The 23,159-nt window shown below is 53.4% G+C and carries 23 protein-coding genes and 4 pseudogenes; 12 read left to right on the top strand and 15 right to left on the bottom strand.

Going from position 1 to position 23,159, the window contains the following annotated elements:
• Positions 1–46 precede the first annotated feature (46 nt).
• Complete coding sequence (locus B9L21_RS05620) at positions 47–853, bottom strand: UTP--glucose-1-phosphate uridylyltransferase (RefSeq protein ID WP_063165598.1); 807 nt, start codon at positions 851–853, stop codon at positions 47–49.
• Positions 854–1,032: 179 nt separating this feature from the next.
• Between B9L21_RS05620 and B9L21_RS05615 the strand changes: the two genes are divergently transcribed.
• Genes B9L21_RS05615 through B9L21_RS05605 form a run of 3 tightly spaced genes read left to right on the top strand, consistent with a single transcriptional unit; the run spans position 1,033 to position 4,429 of the window.
• A complete protein-coding gene (locus B9L21_RS05615) occupies positions 1,033–2,316 on the top strand; it encodes a UDP-glucose dehydrogenase family protein (protein ID WP_063165597.1) in 1,284 nt (427 codons plus the stop codon).
• Positions 2,313–3,269 carry an NAD-dependent epimerase/dehydratase family protein gene (locus tag B9L21_RS05610; protein WP_063165596.1) on the top strand — a complete coding sequence of 319 codons (957 nt, stop codon included), beginning with the start codon at positions 2,313–2,315 and terminating at the stop codon, positions 3,267–3,269. The genes B9L21_RS05615 and B9L21_RS05610 overlap by 4 nt, the downstream gene beginning before the upstream one ends.
• Entirely contained in the window at positions 3,266–4,429 is a 1,164-nt protein-coding gene (locus tag B9L21_RS05605; protein ID WP_063165595.1) for a glycosyltransferase family 4 protein, read from the top strand. The genes B9L21_RS05610 and B9L21_RS05605 overlap by 4 nt, the downstream gene beginning before the upstream one ends.
• 56 nt (positions 4,430–4,485) lie before the next feature.
• Here B9L21_RS05605 and B9L21_RS05600 read toward each other — a convergent pair whose 3' ends face one another.
• Genes B9L21_RS05600 through B9L21_RS05590 form a run of 3 tightly spaced genes read right to left on the bottom strand, consistent with a single transcriptional unit; the run spans position 4,486 to position 7,229 of the window.
• Positions 4,486–5,046 (bottom strand): hypothetical protein, encoded by a 561-nt coding sequence (locus tag B9L21_RS05600; protein ID WP_063165594.1) that lies wholly within the window; start codon positions 5,044–5,046, stop codon positions 4,486–4,488.
• Between the two features lie 18 nt (positions 5,047–5,064).
• Positions 5,065–6,084: a CotS family spore coat protein gene (locus B9L21_RS05595; RefSeq protein ID WP_063165593.1), complete on the bottom strand. Its 1,020-nt coding sequence runs from the start codon at positions 6,082–6,084 to the stop codon at positions 5,065–5,067.
• A 5-nt stretch (positions 6,085–6,089) separates the two neighbouring features.
• On the bottom strand, positions 6,090–7,229 hold the full coding sequence (locus B9L21_RS05590) for a glycosyltransferase family 4 protein (protein WP_047817938.1): 1,140 nt from the start codon (positions 7,227–7,229) through the stop codon (positions 6,090–6,092).
• Between the two features lie 231 nt (positions 7,230–7,460).
• Between B9L21_RS05590 and B9L21_RS05585 the strand changes: the two genes are divergently transcribed.
• Complete coding sequence (locus B9L21_RS05585) at positions 7,461–8,507, top strand: CotS family spore coat protein (protein ID WP_063165592.1); 1,047 nt, start codon at positions 7,461–7,463, stop codon at positions 8,505–8,507.
• Between the two features lie 173 nt (positions 8,508–8,680).
• Here B9L21_RS05585 and B9L21_RS05580 read toward each other — a convergent pair whose 3' ends face one another.
• Together B9L21_RS05580 and fabI are read right to left on the bottom strand one after the other, a co-directional pair.
• Positions 8,681–9,091: a CotO family spore coat protein gene (locus tag B9L21_RS05580; RefSeq protein WP_063165591.1), complete on the bottom strand. Its 411-nt coding sequence runs from the start codon at positions 9,089–9,091 to the stop codon at positions 8,681–8,683.
• Positions 9,092–9,210: 119 nt separating this feature from the next.
• Positions 9,211–9,987 carry an enoyl-ACP reductase FabI gene (gene fabI, locus B9L21_RS05575; RefSeq protein WP_063165590.1) on the bottom strand — a complete coding sequence of 259 codons (777 nt, stop codon included), beginning with the start codon at positions 9,985–9,987 and terminating at the stop codon, positions 9,211–9,213.
• Between the two features lie 199 nt (positions 9,988–10,186).
• Here fabI and B9L21_RS05570 point away from each other — a divergent pair, with 199 nt between their 5' ends.
• Positions 10,187–11,362, top strand: a complete 1,176-nt coding sequence (locus tag B9L21_RS05570) for an FtsW/RodA/SpoVE family cell cycle protein (RefSeq protein WP_063165589.1) — start codon at positions 10,187–10,189, stop codon at positions 11,360–11,362.
• Positions 11,363–11,480: 118 nt separating this feature from the next.
• Positions 11,481–11,720, top strand: a pseudogene (locus B9L21_RS05565) (metallophosphoesterase); the annotation flags it as partial.
• 60 nt (positions 11,721–11,780) lie between these two features.
• Here the strand turns inward: B9L21_RS05565 and B9L21_RS05560 are convergent.
• The 3 genes and pseudogenes from B9L21_RS05560 to B9L21_RS05540 all read right to left on the bottom strand — a co-directional run.
• A pseudogene (locus B9L21_RS05560) lies at positions 11,781–12,073 on the bottom strand (IS200/IS605 family accessory protein TnpB-related protein); the annotation flags it as partial.
• A pseudogene (locus B9L21_RS18255) lies at positions 12,074–12,280 on the bottom strand (IS200/IS605 family accessory protein TnpB-related protein); the annotation flags it as partial.
• 496 nt (positions 12,281–12,776) lie between these two features.
• On the bottom strand, positions 12,777–13,079 hold the full coding sequence (locus B9L21_RS05540) for a hypothetical protein (RefSeq protein ID WP_089134987.1): 303 nt from the start codon (positions 13,077–13,079) through the stop codon (positions 12,777–12,779).
• Between the two features lie 138 nt (positions 13,080–13,217).
• Here B9L21_RS05540 and B9L21_RS05535 point away from each other — a divergent pair.
• Positions 13,218–13,724 (top strand): annotated as a pseudogene (locus tag B9L21_RS05535) (hypothetical protein); the annotation flags it as partial.
• 8 nt (positions 13,725–13,732) lie between these two features.
• Here B9L21_RS05535 and B9L21_RS05530 read toward each other — a convergent pair.
• The 4 genes from B9L21_RS05530 to B9L21_RS05515 form a co-directional block, all read right to left on the bottom strand.
• Positions 13,733–14,632, bottom strand: a complete 900-nt coding sequence (locus B9L21_RS05530) for an RluA family pseudouridine synthase (protein WP_063165587.1) — start codon at positions 14,630–14,632, stop codon at positions 13,733–13,735.
• Positions 14,633–14,740: 108 nt separating this feature from the next.
• Positions 14,741–15,559, bottom strand: a complete 819-nt coding sequence (locus B9L21_RS05525) for an NAD kinase (RefSeq protein WP_063165586.1) — start codon at positions 15,557–15,559, stop codon at positions 14,741–14,743.
• Positions 15,556–16,194, bottom strand: a complete 639-nt coding sequence (locus tag B9L21_RS05520; RefSeq protein WP_063165585.1) for a GTP pyrophosphokinase family protein — start codon at positions 16,192–16,194, stop codon at positions 15,556–15,558. Before B9L21_RS05520 ends, B9L21_RS05525 begins: the two co-directional genes overlap by 4 nt.
• Before the next feature lie 125 nt (positions 16,195–16,319).
• Complete coding sequence (locus tag B9L21_RS05515) at positions 16,320–16,697, bottom strand: hypothetical protein (protein ID WP_063165584.1); 378 nt, start codon at positions 16,695–16,697, stop codon at positions 16,320–16,322.
• A 134-nt stretch (positions 16,698–16,831) separates the two neighbouring features.
• Here B9L21_RS05515 and B9L21_RS05510 point away from each other — a divergent pair, with 134 nt between their 5' ends.
• The 5 genes from B9L21_RS05510 to B9L21_RS05490 all read left to right on the top strand — a co-directional run bounded on the left by B9L21_RS05510 (position 16,832) and on the right by B9L21_RS05490 (position 19,896).
• Positions 16,832–17,422 (top strand): CYTH domain-containing protein, encoded by a 591-nt coding sequence (locus tag B9L21_RS05510; RefSeq protein WP_063165583.1) that lies wholly within the window; start codon positions 16,832–16,834, stop codon positions 17,420–17,422.
• Positions 17,419–18,024 carry a lytic transglycosylase domain-containing protein gene (locus B9L21_RS05505; RefSeq protein WP_063165582.1) on the top strand — a complete coding sequence of 202 codons (606 nt, stop codon included), beginning with the start codon at positions 17,419–17,421 and terminating at the stop codon, positions 18,022–18,024. The genes B9L21_RS05510 and B9L21_RS05505 overlap by 4 nt, the downstream gene beginning before the upstream one ends.
• A 101-nt stretch (positions 18,025–18,125) precedes the next feature.
• The gene (locus B9L21_RS05500) at positions 18,126–18,539 is read left to right on the top strand and encodes a globin (protein WP_063165581.1); all 414 of its coding nucleotides are present in this window, start codon (positions 18,126–18,128) and stop codon (positions 18,537–18,539) included.
• Positions 18,532–19,425 (top strand): ClpXP adapter protein SpxH, encoded by an 894-nt coding sequence (gene spxH, locus B9L21_RS05495; RefSeq protein WP_063165580.1) that lies wholly within the window; start codon positions 18,532–18,534, stop codon positions 19,423–19,425. The genes B9L21_RS05500 and spxH overlap by 8 nt, the downstream gene beginning before the upstream one ends.
• A 273-nt stretch (positions 19,426–19,698) precedes the next feature.
• Positions 19,699–19,896 carry a hypothetical protein gene (locus tag B9L21_RS05490; RefSeq protein ID WP_063165579.1) on the top strand — a complete coding sequence of 66 codons (198 nt, stop codon included), beginning with the start codon at positions 19,699–19,701 and terminating at the stop codon, positions 19,894–19,896.
• Between the two features lie 13 nt (positions 19,897–19,909).
• On the opposite strand, the gene pepF is transcribed toward B9L21_RS05490, so the two are convergent.
• Positions 19,910–21,733 carry an oligoendopeptidase F gene (pepF, locus tag B9L21_RS05485; protein WP_063165578.1) on the bottom strand — a complete coding sequence of 608 codons (1,824 nt, stop codon included), beginning with the start codon at positions 21,731–21,733 and terminating at the stop codon, positions 19,910–19,912.
• 32 nt (positions 21,734–21,765) lie between these two features.
• On the bottom strand, positions 21,766–23,055 hold the full coding sequence (locus tag B9L21_RS05480; protein ID WP_143424842.1) for a competence protein CoiA: 1,290 nt from the start codon (positions 23,053–23,055) through the stop codon (positions 21,766–21,768).
• Positions 23,056–23,159 lie beyond the last annotated feature (104 nt).

Raw genomic sequence — 23,159 nt, 5'->3', positions numbered from 1 at the left:
TCCGAACCGCCCTCATTTCCAACTATGCGCGTAGGCGGAGGAGCGTTTAATTTTCTTTCCAAACGGCCGAAAGCAACGCCATATAGCCGTCAGCTGTACCGATATCAAACCGTGTTCCGGCGATCAGTTTCCCTTGGCATCCTTCCGCGGCCGCCAGACGGCGGATGGCCTCGGTCAGCTGAATTTCTTCGTCTCCGAGGGTTGGCAGCGCCTCTAAATAGGAAAAAATGGCCGGCGTGAACACGTAGCGGCCGATGACGGCCAAGTCGGACGGCGGGTTCGTTTTTGGCTTTTCCACCATATCGGTGATGCTATACGCGCCATCGGTGAGCGGTTCACCGCGGATGACGCCGTATTTATGCAATTCGTTTCTCCCTACTTGATTTAAACCGACAACGCTTTGCCCACATCGTTCGTACTGCTCAATGAGCTGCCGAATAGCCGGAGTCCCTTCATGCAACACGATATCGTCAGGCAACAGCACGGCAAACGGCTCGCCGCCGACAAACGACTTGCCAAGCCGGACGGCATCCCCTAATCCCCGCGCATACGGCTGGCGCGTATAATAAATTTGTCCGGAAGGGATGAACTCCTCCTTCAACAAATGTGTCTTATTCCGCCGTTCTAAAAACGCCTCGAGCTCTAAAGAGCGGTCAAAGTAGTCGACGATTAAGCTTTTCGCCCGCGAGACAATAATGAGCAGCTCCTCAATTCCCGAGGCAAACGCCTCCTCCACAATATATTGAATCGCCGGCTTAGCGCCGATAGGAAACATCTCTTTCGGAATGACTTTCGTCACCGGCAAGCCTCTTGTCCCATACCCGGCCGCGGGGATGATCGCTTTTTTGACCATCGCTTCCCCCCCTTGTCTTCTATATCTTTATCGTATTCGGTTCCGAATGGCAGGGAAGGTTGTCCCCCGAAAATAGGCCGTCTGATTTCCGGCGTTTTAGGCGCTTGTCATGTAGCAAACAAAGCTTGTCCGTTAATACGCTATAAAAGCCGGAGATTTCGCGAAGGAGGCCTATTAGCATGAACATCTGCATCATCGGCGCTGGCTACGTCGGACTGACCACTGCAGCCGTCCTTGCTGAACTTGGGCATGAGGTGCATTGCATCGATCAAGATGAACGGAAAATTCGCCTGCTCAACAACGGGGAAATCCCGTTTTATGAACCGGGGTTAGAAGAGTTGGTCACTAAAAACTGCAACTATTTAACATTTAGCGGCCGCTGGGATTATATTAAACGGGCGGCCGTCATTGTCATTTGCGTCGGCACTCCGCCGCGGCCGGACGGCAGCGCCGACTTGCGCTATATCGAAGCGGTGCTCGAACGCCTAGCCGCAACGGTCGAATCATACAAAACGATCATCACGAAAAGCACTGTCCCGCCGGGAACGAATGAATGGATGCGTACTGAGCTCATCCGGAAAGGAATGGCGCCGCATTTATTTCGCATCGTGTCCAATCCGGAGTTTTTGCGCGAAGGGTCGGCCGTTTACGATATGTTTCACCCGGACAAAATCGTCGTCGGCCTCGAGCCGGACGACGATCGGTCGCTCGCTGTCGTGCAGGCAATGTACGCCGGCATCAACGCTCCTTACGTCACGACGAGCCTCACTGGAGCGGAACTCATCAAATACGCCGCCAATGCCTTTTTAGCAACCAAAATATCCTTTATCAACGAAATGGCGCGCATTTGCGACGCGTTTGCCGTCGATGTCAACGACATCGCCCGCGGGATCGGCTTCGATCCGCGCATCGGCCCGCATTTTTTGCGAGCCGGTCTCGGCTATGGCGGCTCCTGCTTTCCAAAAGATGTGAAAGCGCTCGAACATGCGGCGCGCTCGCGCCATGTCGAGCCGCACCTGTTGCAAGCAGTGCAGTCGGTCAACGCCACCCAGCTCGACGTTTGCCTCGACAAACTGAATCAAGTGCTTGCCCCGCTGCACGGCAAAAAAATCGCTGTGCTTGGCATCGCCTTTAAGCCGAACACGGACGATACCCGTTTTTCCCCCGCCGAAGCGCTCATCCGTCGATTAAGCGAAGCGGGCTGCACGGTCGCCGCCTACGACCCGAAGGCGACGCTGACATCCCCCCTTGCCAATGTCAAACAAGTGCGGTCGGTGCACGAAGCGATCCAAGGAGCGGATGGCTTAGTCATCGCCACCGACTGGGACGAATTTTGCACGCTTGACTGGTCAGAGGTGAAAGCAGCGATGAACGGGACGCTCGTCTTTGACGGACGAAATTGTTTGGATCGCCTTGCTGTCGAACAGAGCGGTTTGCGCTACATGGGGGTGGGGCGTCCATGAACATCCTCGTCACCGGGGCGGCCGGGTTTATCGGCTCCCATTTATGTGAAAAACTGCTCGAAAACGACCGGCACCAAGTCATCGGCGTCGACGGCTTTCTCGGCCCGACACCGGCGCCGCTGAAAGCAAAAAACATCGCCCAGTTGCAAGCCCATCCGCGGTTTACATTCGTTGAGACCGATCTGCTGACCGCCGACTTGCCCGCGTTGTTAACAGATGTGGATGCCGTATACCATTTAGCCGGCATGCCCGGCGTGCGAACGAGCTGGGGAACGGACTTTGCCGCTTATGCGGTGCACAACATTTCCGTTACGCAGCGGCTGCTTGAAGCGTGCAAAGACTTGCCGCTCAAACGGTTCATCTATGCTTCAACCTCGTCCGTTTACGGCGAGCGGAGCGGCCCGCTGTCCGAAACGCTCGAACCGGTTCCGCTCTCCCCATACGGCATTACGAAACTTACCGGTGAGCATTTATGCCGCGTCTATTTCCGCGAGTTTGCTGTGCCGGTCGTCATTTTGCGCTATTTTACCGTTTACGGTCCGCGCCAGCGCCCCGATATGTCGTTCCACCGCTTTATCCGCCAACTGCTCGCCGGCCAGCCGCTCACCGTATTCGGCGACGGCACGCAGTCGCGCGACTTCACCTATATTTCCGACTGTATCAACGGGACAGCAGCCGCGCTTGAGCAGGACCGCGCAGTCGGAGAAACGATCAACATCGGCGGAAAAGAACGGGCATCCGTCAATGAGGTGATTCGCCTGCTTGAAGCGCTGACCGGGAGAAAGGCGACAATCCATTATACGCCAGCCGCCCGCGGGGAGCCGAAACAGACATGGGCCGACCTGACGAAGGCAGAGCGGCTGCTCGCATACGAACCGACGGTCACGCTTATCGATGGACTGCAAAAAGAAATCGAATACATCCGTTCATTATACGAAGGTGGTCAGACATGAACATCGCCTACGTTTGCACAGAAAAACTGCCTTCACCGGCAATAAAGGGCGGTGCGATTCAAGTGATGATTGACGGAATCGCTCCGCTCATTGCCCGCCGCCACGAACTGACCATTTTCTCTGTCGCCGATCCGCTCTTGCCGCATGAAGAGACAACTGGAAACATCCGCTACATCCGCTTTCCGAAGATGACATATGAAGCTGATGTGGCGCGTGCGCTGGCCGCAAACCGTTTCGACGTCGTCCATGTGTTCAATCGCCCTGCGCCGCTCGCTAGTTACCAGGCCGCGGCGCCGCACAGCGCCTTTGTGCTGAGCCTTCATAACGACATGTTTTCACCGCTGAAAATCACGCCGGAAGAAGCTGAGCGGGCACTGGCGGCATGCACGCGGCTGACTGCCGTCAGCGAATATATTAAACGGACGGTAACAGGCCGCTATCCGGTCGATCCAAAAAAAATCAATGTCATTTATTCCGGAGTGGACTTGCAGCAATACGTCCCGGTTTGGACGGAAGAGGGGGCGCGCATCCGCCAAGCCGAGCGCCGGGCGCATGGACTCGACGATAAAAAAGTAGTGTTATTTATCGGCCGGCTTAGCAAAACAAAAGGGCCGCATGTGCTGATTCGCTCCTTGCCGTCCTTGTTGGCCCGCCATCCTGAGACAGTGCTTGTCATCGCCGGCGGAAAATGGTTTAGCGACAACAGCCGAAGCGAATACATCGACTGGCTGCATCAGCTCGCCGCGCCGCTAAGTGACCACGTCATCTTCACGAACTACGTGCCGCACCGCCATATTCCGAAACTGCTTTTAATGGCTGACGTGTTTGTGTGCAGCTCCCAATGGCACGAGCCGCTCGCCCGCGTCCATTACGAGGCCATGGCCGCCGGCATTCCGGTTGTGACGACCAACCGCGGCGGCAACACTGAAATCGTCCGTCACGGCCAAACTGGGCTTGTCGTTGATGATTATGCGAACGAGCAGGCGTTCGCGGAAGCGATCAGCTATCTGTTTGAACAACAAACACACGCCCGGCGCATGGCTGAAACAGCGCGGGAGAGGGTGGAGGCGAACTTCCAATTTGAACACGTCGCCGGCCGCCTTGAAGCGGTCTATAACGAGGCGCTCGCCGCCCATCAGCGGCAAACCGCCGGCCTCTAGCAGCCGGGCGGCCGGAGTCATCACAAAAGGATGCCTGTGATGCGGCATCCTTCTCCTTATCCGATCGTAAATACGTTTCCTTTTTTATGCGTTCCCACCGCTTTCGGCTGGGGAATACGGGCGGAAGAAATGGCGAACGAGACGGCCATCCGTCGCTCGGACGGCTTTTCTCTTTCTTGTTCCGCCGGTTCGTGCTGTTTTGGACGGCTGACGGCAGCCGGCTTCTCCGACGGTTCCGATTGTTCGTCCCGGGCTGCCTTCGCTTGCCGTTTCGGACGTTCGCTTTGGCTTGCCTCCTCTCGCCGTTTCGAACGTTCGCTTTGGCTTGCCTCCTCTCGCCGTTTTAGACGTTTTTCTTTTTTCGGCGCGGACGAACGCGTTTCTTTTTTGTGTTCCACTATTGGCGGCAGCGGGACAGCGGCTTCTTGCCATTCCCCTTCTCCGGCCAGCTCGACAAGGACGGGCGGCACGTCAGCGTCCGTTTCCTCTTCTTCCGCTTCCACTACGCCGAGCAATAGCTGATCGAAAAACTCACCGTCTTCCATCCATCCCCACCCCATCGGTCCGGGCGGGGAAAAACGAAACGGCTGCAAGTCGAGTTTCGGAATGTGATCCAACGTTAGGCACCTCCTTCTTTACAGTAGCGATGGCAGCGGCGTACGGCGAAGCGCATCTTGTTTTGTCCGCTCGACCGTAATGGCTGTCTGCAGCTCCCACATATATTTTTCATCTGACCAATTGTCTTTTGCCCCTAAATAATACTTGCGGGCGACGGAGGCAAACAAGTGCGGAAACAACAGCTCCGCCTCAAGCAGCCTGTACTGCTCGTCGGTGAGCGGGTGGGTGCGGTGATACGCCTGAATCAGCCGCGCGGCCAATTCTTCATCCCACACCGCCATCTTTTTCATTACTTTGTGGAGCAGCACTTGAATGTCGCGCACCGGCAAGTCGATGACGACCGCTGGCAGATAGCGCATCATCATCGTCTCTTCCGTTTCGACGAGGTGTGACAAGGAAATGTCTTTATGAATAAACCCTGTCCATCGGTTCGGACCAGCTGTCCATTCGGCGTAGGCATCGCTGTCTAGCTGCTCGACCGCTTCCTCGCCCGCGTCGAGCATCGCACCGACCGTCTCGGAAAACAAGATGGAAAACGGATCATCAACGAACGAAGCCGCCATTTTCTTGTAGCCGGACAGCTCCTGCAGTTTCCACGTATACGTCTTTGGCCACTTTCCGAGCCGGTTTCGCTTTTTCGCCTTCGGGCTTGGAGAAAACTGTTGTGAGGCAACGTGGAACAAACCGAGAAATTCAAACACATGTTCAAGCTGTTCGACATCGTAATAACTCACTTCCTTGCCGCTGACGGCATCATATAGCGCGTACGCCTGCGTTCCGCCGGCGACGCACAGCCCCCCGTTTTTCGTCCGGCATAACGGGGCGATCGGAAACTGCCGCTGTTGCAAATGCCGATGCGCCTCGGCATAAAACAGCATCCGCCCCGGCACCGCCTCCCGTTGCCGCAGCATCTTCTCTCCCTCAGCTGTCGCAACCGTCCAGACCGTTTCCTTCGGCCGCACCGATTGAAGCTCTATTTGTTCAACTTGGTACGGATACAGCTCAAGCACCTTGGCAGCAATCCATGGTGACTGCAACCGCTTTACCCCCTTTCTTCCCCGTAAGCGCGCAACAGCTTTGCGGCCACCGCTTCCCAGCTGAATTCGCGTTCCGCCTTCTGCCGCCCGTATTTGCCCATTTGACTGGCAAAAGCCGGTTCGTCAAGCAGTTTGTTGATGAGTGCGGCGTACGCTTCGGGGTTGCTGAAGTCGTTGACGATGTAGCCGTTTTTGCCGTTCTCAACGACCTCGGGGTTCCCCCCGCGGTTGCTCGTAATGATCGGCAGCCCAGCCGCCATCGCTTCATAATGAACGCGCGCCAGCGGCTCTTGCCACTGGGACGGACAAACGAACAGATCAGCCATCGTGTACAGCTGCGGAATTTGCTCTGGTTTGACGAACTGAATAAACATCGCATTGTTTTCGTACAGCGCTCCGAGCGTATACAAGTAACGGACATAGCTGTTTACCTCATTAGCGCCAAACCATTTCGAGCCGACAAACACGATCACCGCTTCCGGATGCTTTTCGGTGATTGACGGCAGCGCCTCAAGAAGCAAATGGGCGCCTTTCACTTTGCTCAACCGCCCGACAAACAGCACGACTTTTTTCCCCTCGAGCCCGAGCTCGCGGCGGACAGCCGCATTGATTTTCGCTCCTTGCGCCGTCCATTTCGGCTGGAACGTCTTCCCATCGACCCCTGAATAAACAGTCGCCACTTTTCCAGCCGCCTGCGGGAAGCGGTCGCAAATGGTCGCCCCGATATAGTCGCTCACGGTTACAATTTGTTTAACCGTATTAATGCAATCGATCCCTTCGGCATACGAAATTTTATCGTCCCGGAACATTTCATTATGGACGCTCAACACAATGGCGCTGTCTGGCGAAGCTTCGCGGATGTGGCGAATCCAGCGCGGCCGGTTGCATACGTGAATGACGTCATACGCTTCCGTGCGCAAATGGGCGGCTACTTCTTGTACGTATGTCTCTTGGGCGAAGCGACGATAGGCGACCCCGTTTTTGTTCTTCTCCTCATCCGGCAGCTCACGGTCGCGAATCGACAACACCGTGACGTCGTGTTTTCGCGCCATGATCGCCGCTGTTGCATCGAGATAAATTTGTGTCGCCCCTCCCCGGATGGCTGGCACCGGCAGTTTTTCCGTTGCAATCATGGCGATTTTCATGACATTCCCCCATCTTCTCGAAAAGTTCAGGCAAAAGCTTGTTTTTATATCATACGTGTGCTCCTTCCCTACTGTGCATGCCCGTGAAGCAAACGGGCATCCGTCAAACGCCCTTCGAGGTGGAGAACAGGCTGGACGTTCACCCGTTTTTTTCGTCTCGGGATAAACGGCTATGGACAGCAGCCGGCGCCCGCCATACAGTAGAAAAAAAGAGGAAAGCAGGGACTGACGATGGCTGATCAAACCGTCTATTCCACCGCGCCGTCAGCCGCCGCTGAACGGCTCGTCCATATGGCGCGTCTGCTGTTAAAGCAGTGGGACATAGAAGCCAAAGCGATTGACGTCGTGCAAAGCGGGCAAATGGCGCTCGTCTGGAAAGTGCATACCGATGGCGGACCGAAATGCTTAAAGCGCATTCGCCGCCCGGAAAAAAAGGCGCTCTTCTCGATTTACGCGCAAGACGCTTTGGCGAAAAAGGGGCTTTATGTCCCGCGCATCATTGAGACACGCGACCACCGCCTATTTAAAAAGTACGGACCGTTTTTGTTTGTGCTGTACGACTGGATCGAAGGAACGCCGTTTGATTTGGCGATCCGCGACGATTTAACCGCCATGATCGGCGCCCTTGCCCATTTTCATGCGCAGTCGTCCGGTTACGAACCGCCGCCGGGCGTGCCGGTGTTCAGCAAACTCGGCAAATGGCCAAAGCATTACATGAAGCGCTGCCGGCAGCTCGAGGCGTGGAAACAGCTCGCCGAGTTGGATCGCGACGATCCGTTTTCCCGCTTGTATTTAGCCGAAATCGACCGCTTTATTGAAAAAGGAGAGGAAGTGTTGCAGCAGCTCCTCGATTCTCATTACGAGGCATGGGTGGAGCAGCTGAAGAAACGGCCGTCGCTTTGCCACCAAGACTATGGGACAGGGAACTCGCTGCGCGGAGAAGACGGAAACGTCTGGATCATCGACCTCGATACAGCTGCCTTTGACTTGCCGATTCGCGATGTCCGTAAAATGATGGCTCCGTTTTTGTTTGACAGAGACCCGCAAGGGAAAACAAAAGCCGATATCGTGCTCGAAGCGTATGAGGAAGTGCGTCCGCTGACAAAAAAGGAAAAAGAAGTGCTGTTGATCGATCTGCTGTTTCCGTACGATTTGCATGAGCTGGCAGTGGAAAAATATATCCGGAACGTGCCCCTCGCCGAGACGGAACTGGCCGAGGCAATGGCATACGAACAGGCCAAATGGGGGGAAATCGAGAGACGGCTCGCTTCGTTGTAGAAAAACGGGCATTCCAGGCCGGCAGACGGCCCCAGGAACGCGGCCGACGCAAGTCGACGCGGCGGGCATGTGCAGCAGCAACCTTTGATGCCCGCCGGCTTCTTCACGTCTTCAACAATGGCAGCCGGACGAAGAGGGTCGCCTGATCGGGAAATGACTTGTTCGAAGTGCCTTTATTGCATAAACCCGATCATCGTCACAGAAAGAAGTTGTGCGCGCCCGATGGCCGTTTCGTTTCCTCGTTCATCGGCGACCGTCAACTCGGTCGCCGTGCATCGTTTCAGCACACCTTCATAGCTTTGTTCTTTCGTGGCAAACTGGCATTTAAGCGGCGGCAAATGGGCGGGCAGCCTCGTTAAAAAAGCGAGCTGCTCATCAAGCGTCATCGCCTGAAACTCCTTTTTAATGAAAAACGCCCTCTGTTCCTCCCCCTCTTCAATCTGTTCGGTGTCATCTGTCGTTTCTTTCTGTTGGGGGCGGTTCGTCCATGTAAACGTTTCTTGCATATGCGCCGCAGCCCGCATGGCCTTTGGCTGCACAATGTAAAGCAACGGCTCGGTTTCTACCACTTTTTGTTTCCGCACGCCAATCCTCCTTCCATGCTTGCCTTCCCTTATATATGTATGCCTTTGATTCCAATAATTGCCCCTCGACGGACAAAAAACAGCCGTCCCATCGGTCGGGACGGCTGCCTCATTCATTTTTAATATCCTAAAATGTGATACCCGGAATCGACGTGGATGATTTCCCCGGTGATGCCGCGCGACAGGTCACTGAACAAAAACAGCGCTGCATCGCCGACTTCTTCTTGGGTCGTCGTCCGGCGGAGCGGGGCGCGCTCCTCGATTTGCTTTAAAATCGTATTAAAGTCGCCGACCCCTTTCGCTGACAGCGTGCGGATCGGTCCGGCAGAAATGGCGTTGACGCGAATGCCGTATTTGCCTAAATCGTTTGCCAAATATTTAACGCTCGCATCGAGCGACGCTTTCGCCACACCCATGATGTTATAGTTTTGCACGACGCGCTCGCCGCCTAAGTACGTCAGAGTGACGATGCTCCCCCCCTCGGTCATGAGCTCCTTCGCCTCGCGCGCCACCGCGGTGAGGGAATAGGCGCTGATGTTATGGGCGAGCAAAAAGCCGTCGCGGCTCACTTTCATATATTCGCCGCTTAAGTCGTCCTTATTGGCATAGGCGATGCAGTGGGCGACACCGTGAATGACGCCGACCCGTTCTTTAATTTGCGCAAAGCATTGAGCGATGTCCTCGTCGTTTGCCACATCGCACGGCAACAGAAGCGAACGTTCATCTTCAAGCGTGTCGACAAGCGTCCGCACTTCCTTTTCAAAGCGCTCTCCGGCGTATGTAAACACGAGACGGGCGCCGGCGGCGTGGAGCGAGCGGGCGATGCCCCAAGCGATGCTCCGCTTGTTTGCCACTCCCATGACGACATATGTACGTCCTTCCAATGATAATGTCATTCGCTCATCCTCCTAATTGTTATTTATTATTAGCACCAGGTGTTAATTCCATTATATGATATGCGGCAGACAATGTAAATGCACCGCCGTCCTTTTGCCTCCCGCTTTCTTAACGCCGGCGGCGGTTTTTCCCACTTTGCAAAACAAGCCGAATTCGTTAATATGGTATATGGTACATTTGAATGGAGAGGATCGTTCCATGGATCATGATCGTTTTTCCCAATCGAAGCTCGATTACCATTTGTTGTTTCTTTTATTCTTAATGGCCGTCATCAGCGCCATCGCCATTCACAGTGCGGAAACGATGCTGCCAGAGAAGCTGCAAAGCGTCAACTTCGCCTCCAAGCAGCTGCAATGGTACGCCGTTGGCGCAGTCGTCATCGCCTTGACGATGATTATCGACTACGATCGGCTGTTTCAAATCGCCTGGTATTTATACGGACTCGGCATGCTGCTGTTGCTCGGGCTTGAGCTGAACGTTCCCGGAACCGTCACGATCAAAGGGGCAACCAGCTGGTACAGCCTCCCGGGCGGAAACTTCCAGCCATCCGAGTTAATGAAAATTTTTATGATTCTCGTTTTGAGCCGCATCATCGTCAACCACCGGGAAAAATACCCTGAACCGACGGTTCAAGATGATTTTAAACTGCTCGGCAAAATCGCTCTCGCGGTCCTGCCGCCCCTCTTTTTGCTCGCCAAACAGCCGGACTTGGGAATGTCGATGGTATTTACCGCCATCACCGCTACCTTGGTGCTCGTTTCCGGCATCCGCTGGCGCATTCTTTTCGGCATCGTCTTTTCCGGGGTGGCGGTCGTGGCGACGGTCGTCTTTATTTTCTTTTATTTTCCTGATTTCTTTCATCAATATATCATTAAAGAAGATTATCAGCTAAATCGGTTTTATGGCTGGCTTGCCCCGTATGAATATTCAAACGAGCAAGGCTTCCAGCTCATCCGTTCGCTTATGGCCATCGGGTCGGGGGAACTGTACGGGAAAGGGCTTGGCAATTTGCAAGTATACTTGCCTGAGGCGCATACCGACTTTATTTTCGGTGTCATCGCCGAACAGTTCGGATTTGTCGGCTCGAGCATCGTCATTTCGCTCTTTTTCCTGCTTATCTACCGCATGATCCATATTGCGCTCGAGAGCAACGATTTGTACGGCAGCTATTTATGCGCCGGCGTCGCCGGCATGATCACGTTCCAAGTGTTCCAAAACATCGGCATGACGATTGGGCTTTTGCCGATCACCGGACTGCCGCTGCCGTTTGTCAGCTACGGGGGAAGCTCGCTGGCCACTTATATGCTGGCGATTGGACTCATCTTAAACGTCCATTCACGGACAAGGAAATTTATGTTCGCCAGCGACGAATAGCCGCTTGCTGCCTGCCGGTAAGCGGCTTTGTTTTTTTGCCCGGCTGCCGATGTCTGTTTCCCCCGCCGGGCGGGTACGCTGTTAATAACTTATACGTGGTCAGAAAGGAGCGTACAAGATGCAGATCGACATCGTCGGCGATATTCACGGCTGCTGCCGTGAATTTACCGCTTTAACAGAAAAACTCGGTTACGTATGGGACGAGGGAATTCCAATCCATCCGGACGGGCGGAAGCTCGGTTTTGTCGGTGACTTGACTGACCGCGGCCCTGAGTCGCTAAAAATGATTGACATCGTCTGCACCCTTGTCGACCGCAAGCTTGCCCACTATGTGCCCGGCAACCATTGCAGTGAACTACCCCCACTTAATTTTCTAGCGAAAATTTGAAGTGGAGGCTTCCAAAGAAGTTTGACTGCTTCAAGCAATCCTTATTCTTTGAGGCGTGTCCACTTCGCCGCTAGAGCATAAGACACTCAGGTCTACAGCTTTACTTTTCTTTAAGATGTTTAATGCGCCATTGGAGACGTATATGATTCTTCCTGTTTCAAGAATTCAATGCCGTAAAATTCACAAAGATATTCTAATTTTTCTTTTATGTTACCGAGAGGAATATTGACAAAGTTTTGATTTGTCTTTTTTCCTAGATTAATATTGCGTTGTAATGTTTCCGCATAGCCAATGACAAGTTTGCCAATTTGATTTTCAATACAGCAAAGATATTCTAATTTTTCTTTTATGTTACCGAGAGGAATATTGACAAAGTTTTGATTTGTCTTTTTTCCTAGATTCATATTGCGTTGTAATGTTTCCGCATAGCCAATGACAAGTTTGCCAATTTGATTTTCAATACAGTAGTTAATGATGTAACGGCAAGTCTTGTTGATATAATCATTCACTTTATTATTGCGATTCATAGGTTTGCCAGACTTTGTTCGATACAAGCCGCGCTTAATACGTTTGCCGCTGAACTTATATTCTTTTGGATTGTCGGCATTATATTCAGGAATCTCATCGCCGTCAAAAAAGCTGGCTTGAGACGTATATGATTCTTCCTGTTTCAAGAATTCAATGCCGTAAAATTCACAAAGATATTCTAATTTTTCTTTTATGTTACCGAGAGGAATATTGACAAAGTTTTGATTTGTCTTTTTTCCTAGATTGATTCTTCCTGTTTCAAGAATTCAATGCCGTAAAATTCACAAAGATATTCTAGTTTTTCTTTTATGTTACCGAGAGGAATATTGACAAAGTTTTGATTTGTCTTTTTTCCTAGATTCATATTGCGTTGGAGACGTATAGGATTCTTCCTGTTTCAAGAATTCAATGCCGTAAAATTCACAAAGATATTCTAGTTTTTCTTTTATGTTACCGAGAGGAATATTGACAAAGTTTTGATTTGTCTTTTTTCCTAGATTAATATTGCGTTTTTCCTTGTTTGGCAAGACTGATCAAACCAAAGAAAGATTTAAAGGCTTCATTAACCTTTTTTAAAATTTGCTGTGCCATGTTGCTGTTTAACAGCTTATAGTTTTCGTTAGTTTTTGCAAGATGATCGTTTTTCTCATAATTAAGAAATTCCTTGTGTTCAAAATAGTATTGTCTGACATTGTACAATCCGACGTTGTACATGTTCTTGGCAATATGGCACAGTTCTCGAAGAGTCAAGTATTCTTCTTTGGTCAAACCATTTAGCTGTTGTTTGATACAAAAATACATGTTTTCACCTCCCATCTAACTATATGATACTATATTTTACTGAATCTATCCTATTTTCAGCAAAATATAGTTAAGGCGATTCATCTCCCACTTACTCCGCTTCGCTTCGTTGAAGTGGGAGTCTTCTCGCCTAATTAAGATAAATTATACCGCTTTTTTTTAGGCCGAAATGTGCAAATCGCCCACGGTCTCGAGACGACGGTCGCCGAGTACCATGCATTGCTTCCGAGCGAACAGGAGATGATCCGCCGCAAGTTCATTCGCCTGTATGAAGGAGCGCCGCTCTATGCAGTTTTGGATGAGGGCCGCCTCGTCATCGCCCACGCCGGCATTCGCCACGATTATATCGGCCGGATGGACAAAAAAGTGAAGACGTTTGTCCTTTACGGCGACATCACGGGCGAAACGAATCCGGATGGGACGCCCGTGCGCCGCGACTGGGCGAAACGGTATCGCGGCGACGCATGGGTCGTTTACGGCCATACGCCGGTGGAAAAGCCGCGCTTTGTCGGCCAGACCGTCAACATCGACACCGGCTGTGTGTTTGGCGGTGCGCTGACCGCGCTGCGCTACCCGGAAATGGAGACAGTTTCTGTTCCATCGTCGATGCCCCACGTACCGGAAAAATTCCGCACGTTTTCTTGATCAACCGTTTATGGGCGCATCGCCTTAATGAGGCGCGCCATATCATCGGGAAGCGGAGCGGCAAACGTGTATAGGCGCTGGGCAAACGGATGAAAAAACGACAGCTGCCGGCTATGAAGCGCCTGGCGGCTGATCATCTCCCGGCGTCCGCCGTACAGCTCATCGCCGGCGAGCGGATGGCCAAGATAAGCCAAATGGACGCGGATTTGGTGCGTGCGCCCCGTCCCAAGCCGAAGCGAAACGTATGTATAGCCAGAAAGCCGCTCAAGCACGCGGAAGTGGGTGATGGCCCGCTTTCCATCCTCGCGCACTTCACGGGCGATGATGCTGTCGTTTTGCCGGCCGATCGGCGCATCAATCGTTCCTTCGTCTTCAGCGATGACGCCGTGGCAAATCGCCTCGTACGTACGTGTTACTTTTCCTTCCTGCTGCAGCGCCGACAACAAGTGATGGACGTGGCGGTGCTTGGCGACGAGCACGAGCCCGGACGTGTCGCGGTCGAGCCTTGTCACAATATGGACGGTCGAATCAAGCTGCTGCTGCCGGTAATGATGCAATAAACCGTTGGCCAGCGTCCCGCCCGGATGATGGCGCGACGGAATCGTCGCCAGCCCCGCGGGTTTGTTGACGACAAGGACGTAATCGTCTTCATAAACGATATGTAGCGGCATCGCTTCGGGAGCCATCCAGTCGCTTGCCCTCTCCGGCGGAAAGGCGACCGTGAGCATCTCGCCCGCGCGCAACACGTGGCGGACCGTGACCGGCCGGCCGTCCACATAGAGCGCCCCGCCGTGAAATTTAATATCGGTGAGCGCGGTCCGCGAAATGCCGTTCTCTTGCAAAAATTGGCGCAGCAGTTTTCCATCATGCTGTTCATCGATTAAAAATGTCAGCGTAAATGGCGGCAATGGTCGTCTACCTCTCTATTCATCGTTGCAAATTTTCATCGTTCGGCAACGGGCACATCCGCCCGCAGCGCACTAGCGGCACGCCGCCCGAGGAGGGCTGAACGCCCGCTACCGATCGGCGATAAACGAATCGCGCACCCGCCGCCAAAACGGAAACGGGCGGAAGCGGGCGAAACGCACTTTTTCATCGGCGACCCGACACTGAATCGATTTTACCTCTTTATGCAACAGCGACAAATGGTCGATCGTAATTTGAAAATCAACATGATTGACCGGCTTCAGCAGGCACGTATGGTGCGCCGGCAGCACGAGCGGCGAGCCGATCGTCCGAAAGACGCGGTTGTTGATCGACGCCATCTCCGTGACTTGAATCGCTTCAAGCGACGGATGCAAAATCGCTCCGCCGAGCGCCTTATTGTATGCCGTGCTGCCGGTCGGCGTCGAAATGCACAGCCCGTCGCCGCGAAACCGTTCAAACAAGTCGCCGCGGATCTCCACATCCATGACGAGCGTGCCGCTGACGCATTTTACCGTGCATTCATTGAGCGCCAAATACTTCGCCTCGCTTCCGCCGTTAAGATAGCGGATCGTCACCTCAAGCAGCGGGTACTCAACGACTTGGTACGGCGTTTTGGCGATGGCGATGACAAGCTTTTCAATTTCTTCCGGCACCCAGTCAGCATAAAAGCCGAGATGGCCGGTATGAACGCCGACGAACGCCGTCTTGTCCAACCGGTGGCAATAGCGGTGGAACGCGTATAAAAGCGTTCCATCCCCGCCGACGGAAACGACCAAATCAGGCGCTTCTTCATCGTAACGCAAATCGAAATCAAGCAAATACGTTTTCATCTTTTGCGCGAGGGCGTTCGACGTATCATCCCCTTTTGAGATAATGGCAAACGCCAGCGGCGCGTCCGTTCGTTTCATTGCCCTTCCCCTTTTGCTTCTTGTTTTCGTGAAAAAGCGGCTTGCGCTTCTTGAATCTCGAAGCGGATTTTCGACATTTCCTCGTCGAGGCGGTAGGCGGCCTCCGCCGCACGCTGCAGCCGTGCTTTAATATCTTCCGGAAAACGGCCGCTATATTTATAGTTCAGCGAGTGTTCAATCGTTGCCCAAAAATTCATCGCCAACGTCCGAATTTGAATTTCGGCCAAAATGTTTTTCTCCCCGTGGATCGTCTGCACCGGGTAGCGAATCACGATATGGTATGAGCGATAGCCGCTCTCTTTTTTTTGCGTGACATAATCGCGCTCCTCAACAATCGTAAAATCGTTGCGCTGGCGCAGCAGCTTGACGACGGTTTTAATGTCATCAACAAACTGGCACATAATGCGCAGCCCCGCAATATCTTGCATCTCTTCCTCGAGGCGGTCGAGCGGGATGTTTTTCTTTTGCGCTTTATCCAAAATGCTGGCAATCGGCTTCACCCGCCCGGTGACAAATTCGATCGGCGAATGCGTCTCGATCATCTCGAACTGGGCGCGAATCCCCCTTAGTTTCACCTTCAGCTCTTCGACCGCCTGTTTATACGGAGCTAAAAACAAGTCCCAATGTTTCACCATCGTATCACCTGCCTGCGTGTTTTCAGTCTGCTTCGGCCTCCGCCGCCCTCGTTGGAGCATCCACCGGCTGGTTTAGCGGCCTCCGCTCCCCCTGTTCCCCCTTTTAAAGGCAGGCCCCAGCTCGCTTATTCAGCAAAAAACACTTCTTGCACCGACCGTTCAAGCGTCTCGCCATAATTGGCGTTGCCGCGAATATTTTCAAGCAAGTAGGCTAATTCTTCGCCAAACTGTTCGAGTTCGACCGCCGTCCCCCCGCTCTCAAGCCAGATCGTCTCTTCCTTGGCAAACGCCGCTTTCAACTCCGGCCACCACTGCCTCGGGATGATGACGTAAAGAAAGCGGTCAGCCGTTTCCAAAATGTACACAAACGCCAGTCCATCCGAATCGACGAGCATATGGCGTTTTGGCGTCACGTTCGCGAGCGGAACCGGAACATCGTCAACATGCAGCCAAAGCCGGCCGTCTTTCCGCTCCGCCCGTTCAACGGTCACTTTGTTATTCATGGTTTCTCTCCTTCCGCATCAACCATCCGCCCTTTATTTTACCATATTCACCCTATGCAGACGAAATAATTGATATTCGCCGAAAAACAACTGATAATAGAAAGAGACGATGCCTTGCCCAAAGGAGAACTATCATGCGTCAAGAAGTAGAAATTGAATTCAAAAACTTGTTGACTGCAGCGGAGTTTGACGCGGTTCGTTCCGCCTTCCGCCTCGATGACGGCGCTTTCCGCCGCCAGGAAAACCATTACTTTGACACCCCTTCGTTCGCCTTGAAAGAACAGGCAGCCGCGTTGCGCATCCGGGTGAAAGAGGGGCGATTCACCTTGACATTGAAACAAACGCAAGCGGACGGATCGCTCTTAGAAACACACGAACCGCTCGCTCCGTCTGAAGCGGAGGCGTTGCTCGCCGGGGCGGCCCCGCGGGGGGCGGTCGCGTTGCTGCTTAAGGAAATGGACGTCGATCCGCGCGCTGTCCGTTGCTTCGGCTCCCTCGTCACGGACCGTGCCGAGTGGCCATATGAAGGCGGCATGCTATGCCTTGACCATAACCGTTACTTAGAAAGCGAAGATTATGAACTCGAATATGAGACAGACAACGCCAAAGCGGGCGAGGAGCGGTTTTTGCGCCTGCTCAGGACGCTCGGCATCCCGCGTCGCCCGGCGCCGAATAAAATCGCCCGCTTTTACGCCCGCAAGTATGAAATGGGGGAAAGAGGATGACCGTTTCACCGTTAAAATTGCTTGTCGAATGGCAAGCGTTGCAGACGTTCTCACCTGGACGCGCAAACTTATTACCATCGCCCGTTCCATCGCTGTTTTCCAGCCTCCTTGCCGAATACCTTGGCAGTCAAGCGGAACCAACGATCCACGAGCTTCGGAATCCGGCCCCTGCCGGCAACGGCGCCGCTAAATTAGACAGTCAGGCGGCGGCAGCTTCCGTCGCGCCGTCTTCTATTGATGCCCTCATTGCCGCTGCGGCGGAAAAATATGATGTCGATCCGCGGCTCGTCCGTGCCGTCATTCGCCACGAATCAAACTTCCGCCCGGATGCCAAAAGCCGGGCCGGGGCGCTTGGGTTGATGCAGCTCATGCCGAGCACGGCGAAAATGCTCGGCGTTGACGATCCGCTTGATCCGGCGCAGAACATCGACGGCGGGGTAAACTATTTGCGTCAGCTTCTTGACCGCTATGGCGGTGACACCGCTCTCGCCTTGGCTGCCTACAACGCCGGACCAGGCCGCGTCGACCGCTACGGCGGCGTGCCGCCGTTTGCGGAAACGAAGGCATACGTTGAGCGTGTGCTGCGAAGCTACCGCTCGTAAATCGCGGTGTTCAAGTCACTTTGTTTGAGATAAATGTCCGCTGTTGATAAAATAGCAATCAAACGACGACGAATGATTTTCAAGCAAAAGGAGCATCCGCAATGGCAGAACAATGGCAAACCCTTTATGAGGCGATCGGCGGAGAGGAAACGGTGGCGAAGCTTGTCGAAGCGTTTTACCGGCGCGTGGCCGCACACCCGGACTTGCGCCCTCTTTTCCCTGACGATTTTACGGAAATCGCCCGCAAGCAAAAACAATTTTTAACGCAATATTTGGGCGGGCCTCCGCTTTATACCGCCGAGCATGGCCACCCGATGATGCGGGCGCGCCATCTTCGGTTCGAAATTACACCGAAACGGGCAGAAGCGTGGCTTGCCTGTATGCGGGCGGCCATGGATGAAATCGGCCTGTCCGGGCCAGCGCGCGAACAATTTTATCACCGTCTTGTGCTCACCGCCCACCATATGATCAATACCCCGGATCATTTGGACAGAAAGGAGCATTCCCTTGAGTGAGAAGTTTGCTGGGAAAGCGGCGCCGCCTTGCGCCTCCTCCCAGCCGTTAGGCAACACGAACAAACCGCTTGAGTTGTATTTGTTTATCGATCCGTTATGCCCGGAATGCTGGGGGCTTGAACCGGTCATCAAAAAGCTGACGATTGAATACGGCCATTTTTTTACTATAAGATACGTATTGAGCGGAAAATGGGCGACATGGAACACGCGCAAAGGAGCGAAACCGGAAGCGATGGCGAAGGCGTGGGAATGGACAGCCAATCGTTCTGGCATGTCATGCGACGGAAGCGTCTGGCTTGAGAACCCGGTCTCGAGCCCGTTTGCCCCATCACTCGCCATTAAAGCGGCAGAAATGCAAGGAAAACGAGCCGGCCTTCGCTTTTTGCGCAAGCTGCAAGAACAGCTGTTTCTCGAAAAACAAAACGTCGCTGACTTGGCTGTACTGGCGGAATGCGCCGCCGAAGCCGGGCTGGATGTCGATGAATTCCTGCGCGACATGCATTCGCCAGGGGCCGCAAAAGCGCTTCAGTGTGATGTCAAAATCACCTCGGAAATGGATGTCGACGAAACGCCGACACTCGTGTTGTTTAATGAAAACATTGAAGACGAAGGCATTAAAATTTCCGGATGCTATCCGTATGATATTTACGTCGAACTAATCGCTGAAATGCTTGGCTTCCATCCCGAGCCGTCCCCTCCTCCTCCGCTCGAGTCATTTTTAAGCCATTTTAAATTCGTCGCCTCGAAAGAAGTTGCCGTTGTGTACAATTGGACCATCCAGGAAGCGGAAACGGAACTGAAAAAGCTGCAGCTGAAGCAAAAAGTAGAGCGGGTGCCTGTCAAACACGGAACGTTTTGGCGCTATATTGAAGACGCCCTGCCTTAGAAAACAAGAAGAAAGCCCGGCTGACGCCGGGCTTTCTTCTTGTTGTCAAGACAACAAAGGGGATGGGAGAAATTGTTCACGGTCAAACAAAGGGGTATCAGTTTTGTCTTCCGTTCACATCTTTATCTTAACAAACAGCCACACCCGTTGACAACCCGTTTGCTCGTTTGTTCACATTATTGTCATAATTCGCCTCACCTTTGGCACCTGTCATGATTACGCAGGCCATGTACATATATTCAACTAAAAGCAGACGAAAAGGAGGCGGCGTTGATGAGAAGACGAATCGGTTTATTCCTTTGGATTGCGGCCGCCGTCGCTTCGTTTTTCCTCAACCTTTTAGGGCTTATGCAGCTGATCCCGCTTTGGGTGACGATGCCGCTTTTGTTTTTCTCGTTGCTTGGGCTGGTGGCAGCCTGGAATCGCCGCCACCAGTTTAAGGGGTTTCCGTCCAAACGGATGTGGCTATAACGCCGCATCCGTTTTACTTTCCAAGCAAGCGTTCCATTTCTTCCAATTTCTCCGCAAACACTTGGCACGCTTGGCGGATCGGTTCGGCGCTTGTCATATCGACGCCCGCTTTTTTCAACACCTCGATCGGATAATCGGAGCTGCCGGCTTTTAAAAAGTCGATATACCGTTTCACCGCCGGCTCGCCTTCCTCTAAAATCTGCTTGCTGAGCGCCGTCGCTGCACTGAAGCCGGTCGCATACTGATACACGTAATAGTTGTAATAAAAATGCGGGATGCGCGCCCATTCAAGGCCAATTTCTTCATCAACCACCATATCCTCGCCGAAATACTTTTTGTTCAAGTCATAATAGAGCGACGTGAGCGTCTTTGCCGTCAGCGCTTCCCCCTCCTGCGCTTTCAGATGGATCAAATGCTCGAACTCGGCAAACATCGTCTGCCGGAAGACGGTGCCGCGGAACCCTTCAAGATAATGGTTCAACAAGTATAGCCGTTTTTTCTCATCATCGATCGTTTTCAACAAATGATCGTTCAACAGCGCCTCATTGCATGTCGACGCCACTTCAGCAACAAAAATCGAATAATGGGCGTACGGATACGGCTGTGTTTTGCGCGTATAGTAGCTATGGACCGAGTGACCGAACTCATGCACGAGCGTAAATAAGTTGTTTACGTTGTCTTGCCAGTTCAGCAAAATGTACGGATGCGTGCCGTACGCCCCTGATGAATAGGCTCCGCTTCGCTTTCCTCTATTTTCGCGCACATCGACCCAACGGTTCTCAAGCCCTTCCTTGATGATTGCTACATATTCCTCGCCAAGCGGCGCCAGCCCGTCAAGCATATATTGCTTCGCTTCGCCGTAGGTCACTTCCATTTTTACATCTTGCACGAGCGGGGTGTATAAGTCGTACATATGCAGTTCGTCGAGCCCAAGCACGTTTTTGCGCAGCCGCACATACCGGTGCAACAACGGCAAGTGCTCGTGAATCGTGGCAATCAAATTATCATAGACGCTCTCTGGAATCTTGTTCGCATCCAATGCCGCTTCCCGCGCTGAGCTGTAGCGGCGGACACGGGCGAAAAAGTTGTCTTTTTTCACCGTGCCCGCAAGCGTGTTGGCAAACGTATTCTGAAACTTCTCGTACGTATGGTATACCGCATGAAACGCATCGCGGCGGACGCGGCGGTCGGTGCTTTCCAAAAAGCGGATAAACCGGCCGTGCGTCACTTCCACCTCATCCCCATTTTCGTCGCGGATCGTCGGGAACGTTAAGTCAGCGTTGTTTAACGCACTGAATGTCGATGATGTCGCCTGCATGACCTCAGCCGCCTGTGCCAGCAGCGCTTCTTCTTCAGCTGACAAGACGTGCGGGCGCTGGCGCGTAATTTCATCTAGCGCGTGTTGATACAGCCTGAGCGGTTCGTATTGCTCCAAAAACGAACGCAACACCGCTTCATCAATGTCCAAAATTTCCGGCACGATAAACGCCATCGCGCTCGACGCTTCGCTGTACAAGCTTTTCGCCCGGTCGTTGATCCCTTGGTAAAACGCGTTCGTCGTGTCTTGGTCATAGCGCATATGGGCGTATGTATACAGCTTGCCGAGGCGCATCGACACTTCATCTTGGTATTGCAGCGCTTCATACATCACTTCCGGCGATTCGCCAAGCCGCCCTTTGTATTCGCTGATCTTCGGAATCATCGCCTTCACTTGCTGAAACTCCTGTTCCCAAGCGTCATCGGTCGGGAAAATGTCCTCGAGCCGCCACGTTTCCTCGACAGGGATTTCGCTCCGGGACGGAAGCGATTTCGTTGCCTTGTTCTCTTCCACCACTATAGTCCCTCCTTAAACAATCGATACAGGAATTATTATTCACTATTTTCCCCCTCTTTTCCTGTTTTTTGCTCATTTTTCCCTTCAGTTCCAAATTCGAGCGTCACCCGATATGTCGCCAGCGCCGGCGTCCGGTGAATTTGCTCAAGAAGAGCGGCGTCTTGGCGGATGACATCCTCGACCGTCGCTGGAAACGACAGCGGCTTGGCCAAGCAAACCCCACTCCCTCTCTCGCAGCGGAGATAGCCGAGCAAACGTAACCAATGTAAATATTCGCGGACGGCCTGCCGGTAAGTGTCCTGACCGACAAGCGGCAGGCGGCGCGGCGCGAGCCGCCCGGTGCGGATTTTCCCATCGATCCACCGAAAGAGCGCTGCCAGCGGCAGCGGCTTTCCCTGCTGGCGAAGGAGCGGCAGAAGGACGTATGTTTGCCAAATGAATGGGGCCGTCTCCCATAAATAGCCACGCAGCAATGGCCAGCCGGCTTCAGTCGGAAATAGCGACGGGACGATGCCGGCTTGATAAAAATCGGCGCAAATGCGGCGCACCGCCTTATTCGGATAAAGCGGGAACGTGCGGCGCCATTGTTTTTTCCCTTCAAGCCATTGTTCCCAAAATGTCGGCGGAAGCGGCTGCGGATGGGCGGCAGTCAAAGCGGCGAACGACAGCGAGGAAAGCGGGAGCGAATCGATGGTGGCCAACGTGCGGCGCACCGACAGCGGCAACGGTCGAGAAAGAAAGATAAAACGCTTCGTTTCCGGACTATAGTACCATACATGAGGGGCAACGGAAAACGGAACACGGCGGGCAAACAGCCATTGAAAGCGGGAGAGCGACACTTCATTCGGGCGTTTCGGCGAGCGCCGCAAGTGATGCGCCCCTAACACCCAAAGCGGCCGGATGCCGAGGCGACGGTAGCCGTCATTGCGTTCGCAAAACAGCGATTCATCGATCGGGGAACATTGGTATTCGAGGGCATACAGATGGGGGCCATAGCGGAATAACACATCAGGACGCTGCCCGATGGCGGTCAAATATGGCTCAAGCTTCGCTTCGACCCCTTGGCGGACGAGCCATGCGAACAAATCGCGCTTTCCGGTTAAATGCCGCTCCGACTCCGGTTCATGCTCGAACGGACAGACCGTCCCTTTCCGATGGGCGAAATGCGGCAGACGATGGCGGCCGGACCGCAGCACAACCTCCTTCCGGCAAGCCGGACAAAAAAACGGTTCATCGTTCCTCAATTCCACAAGCCGCTCCGGGCTCCACCTTTCCGCCCCAGCGAGCGAAATGGGCCGGCCATCGGCTGAAATGGCGACAAACAAGATGCTCCCTCCCTTTTGTTTGTTGCTGTCCTTTCGAAGACATCCCTTCTGTCTTCGTCCGCCTATCGTTTCGACAAACGCCCCTCATTTTCCTGCCGACTTTA

Source organism: Geobacillus uzenensis (assembly GCF_002217665.1).
Classification (GTDB): domain Bacteria; phylum Bacillota; class Bacilli; order Bacillales; family Anoxybacillaceae; genus Geobacillus; species Geobacillus subterraneus.
This window is presented reverse-complemented; position numbering and strand designations above follow the sequence as displayed.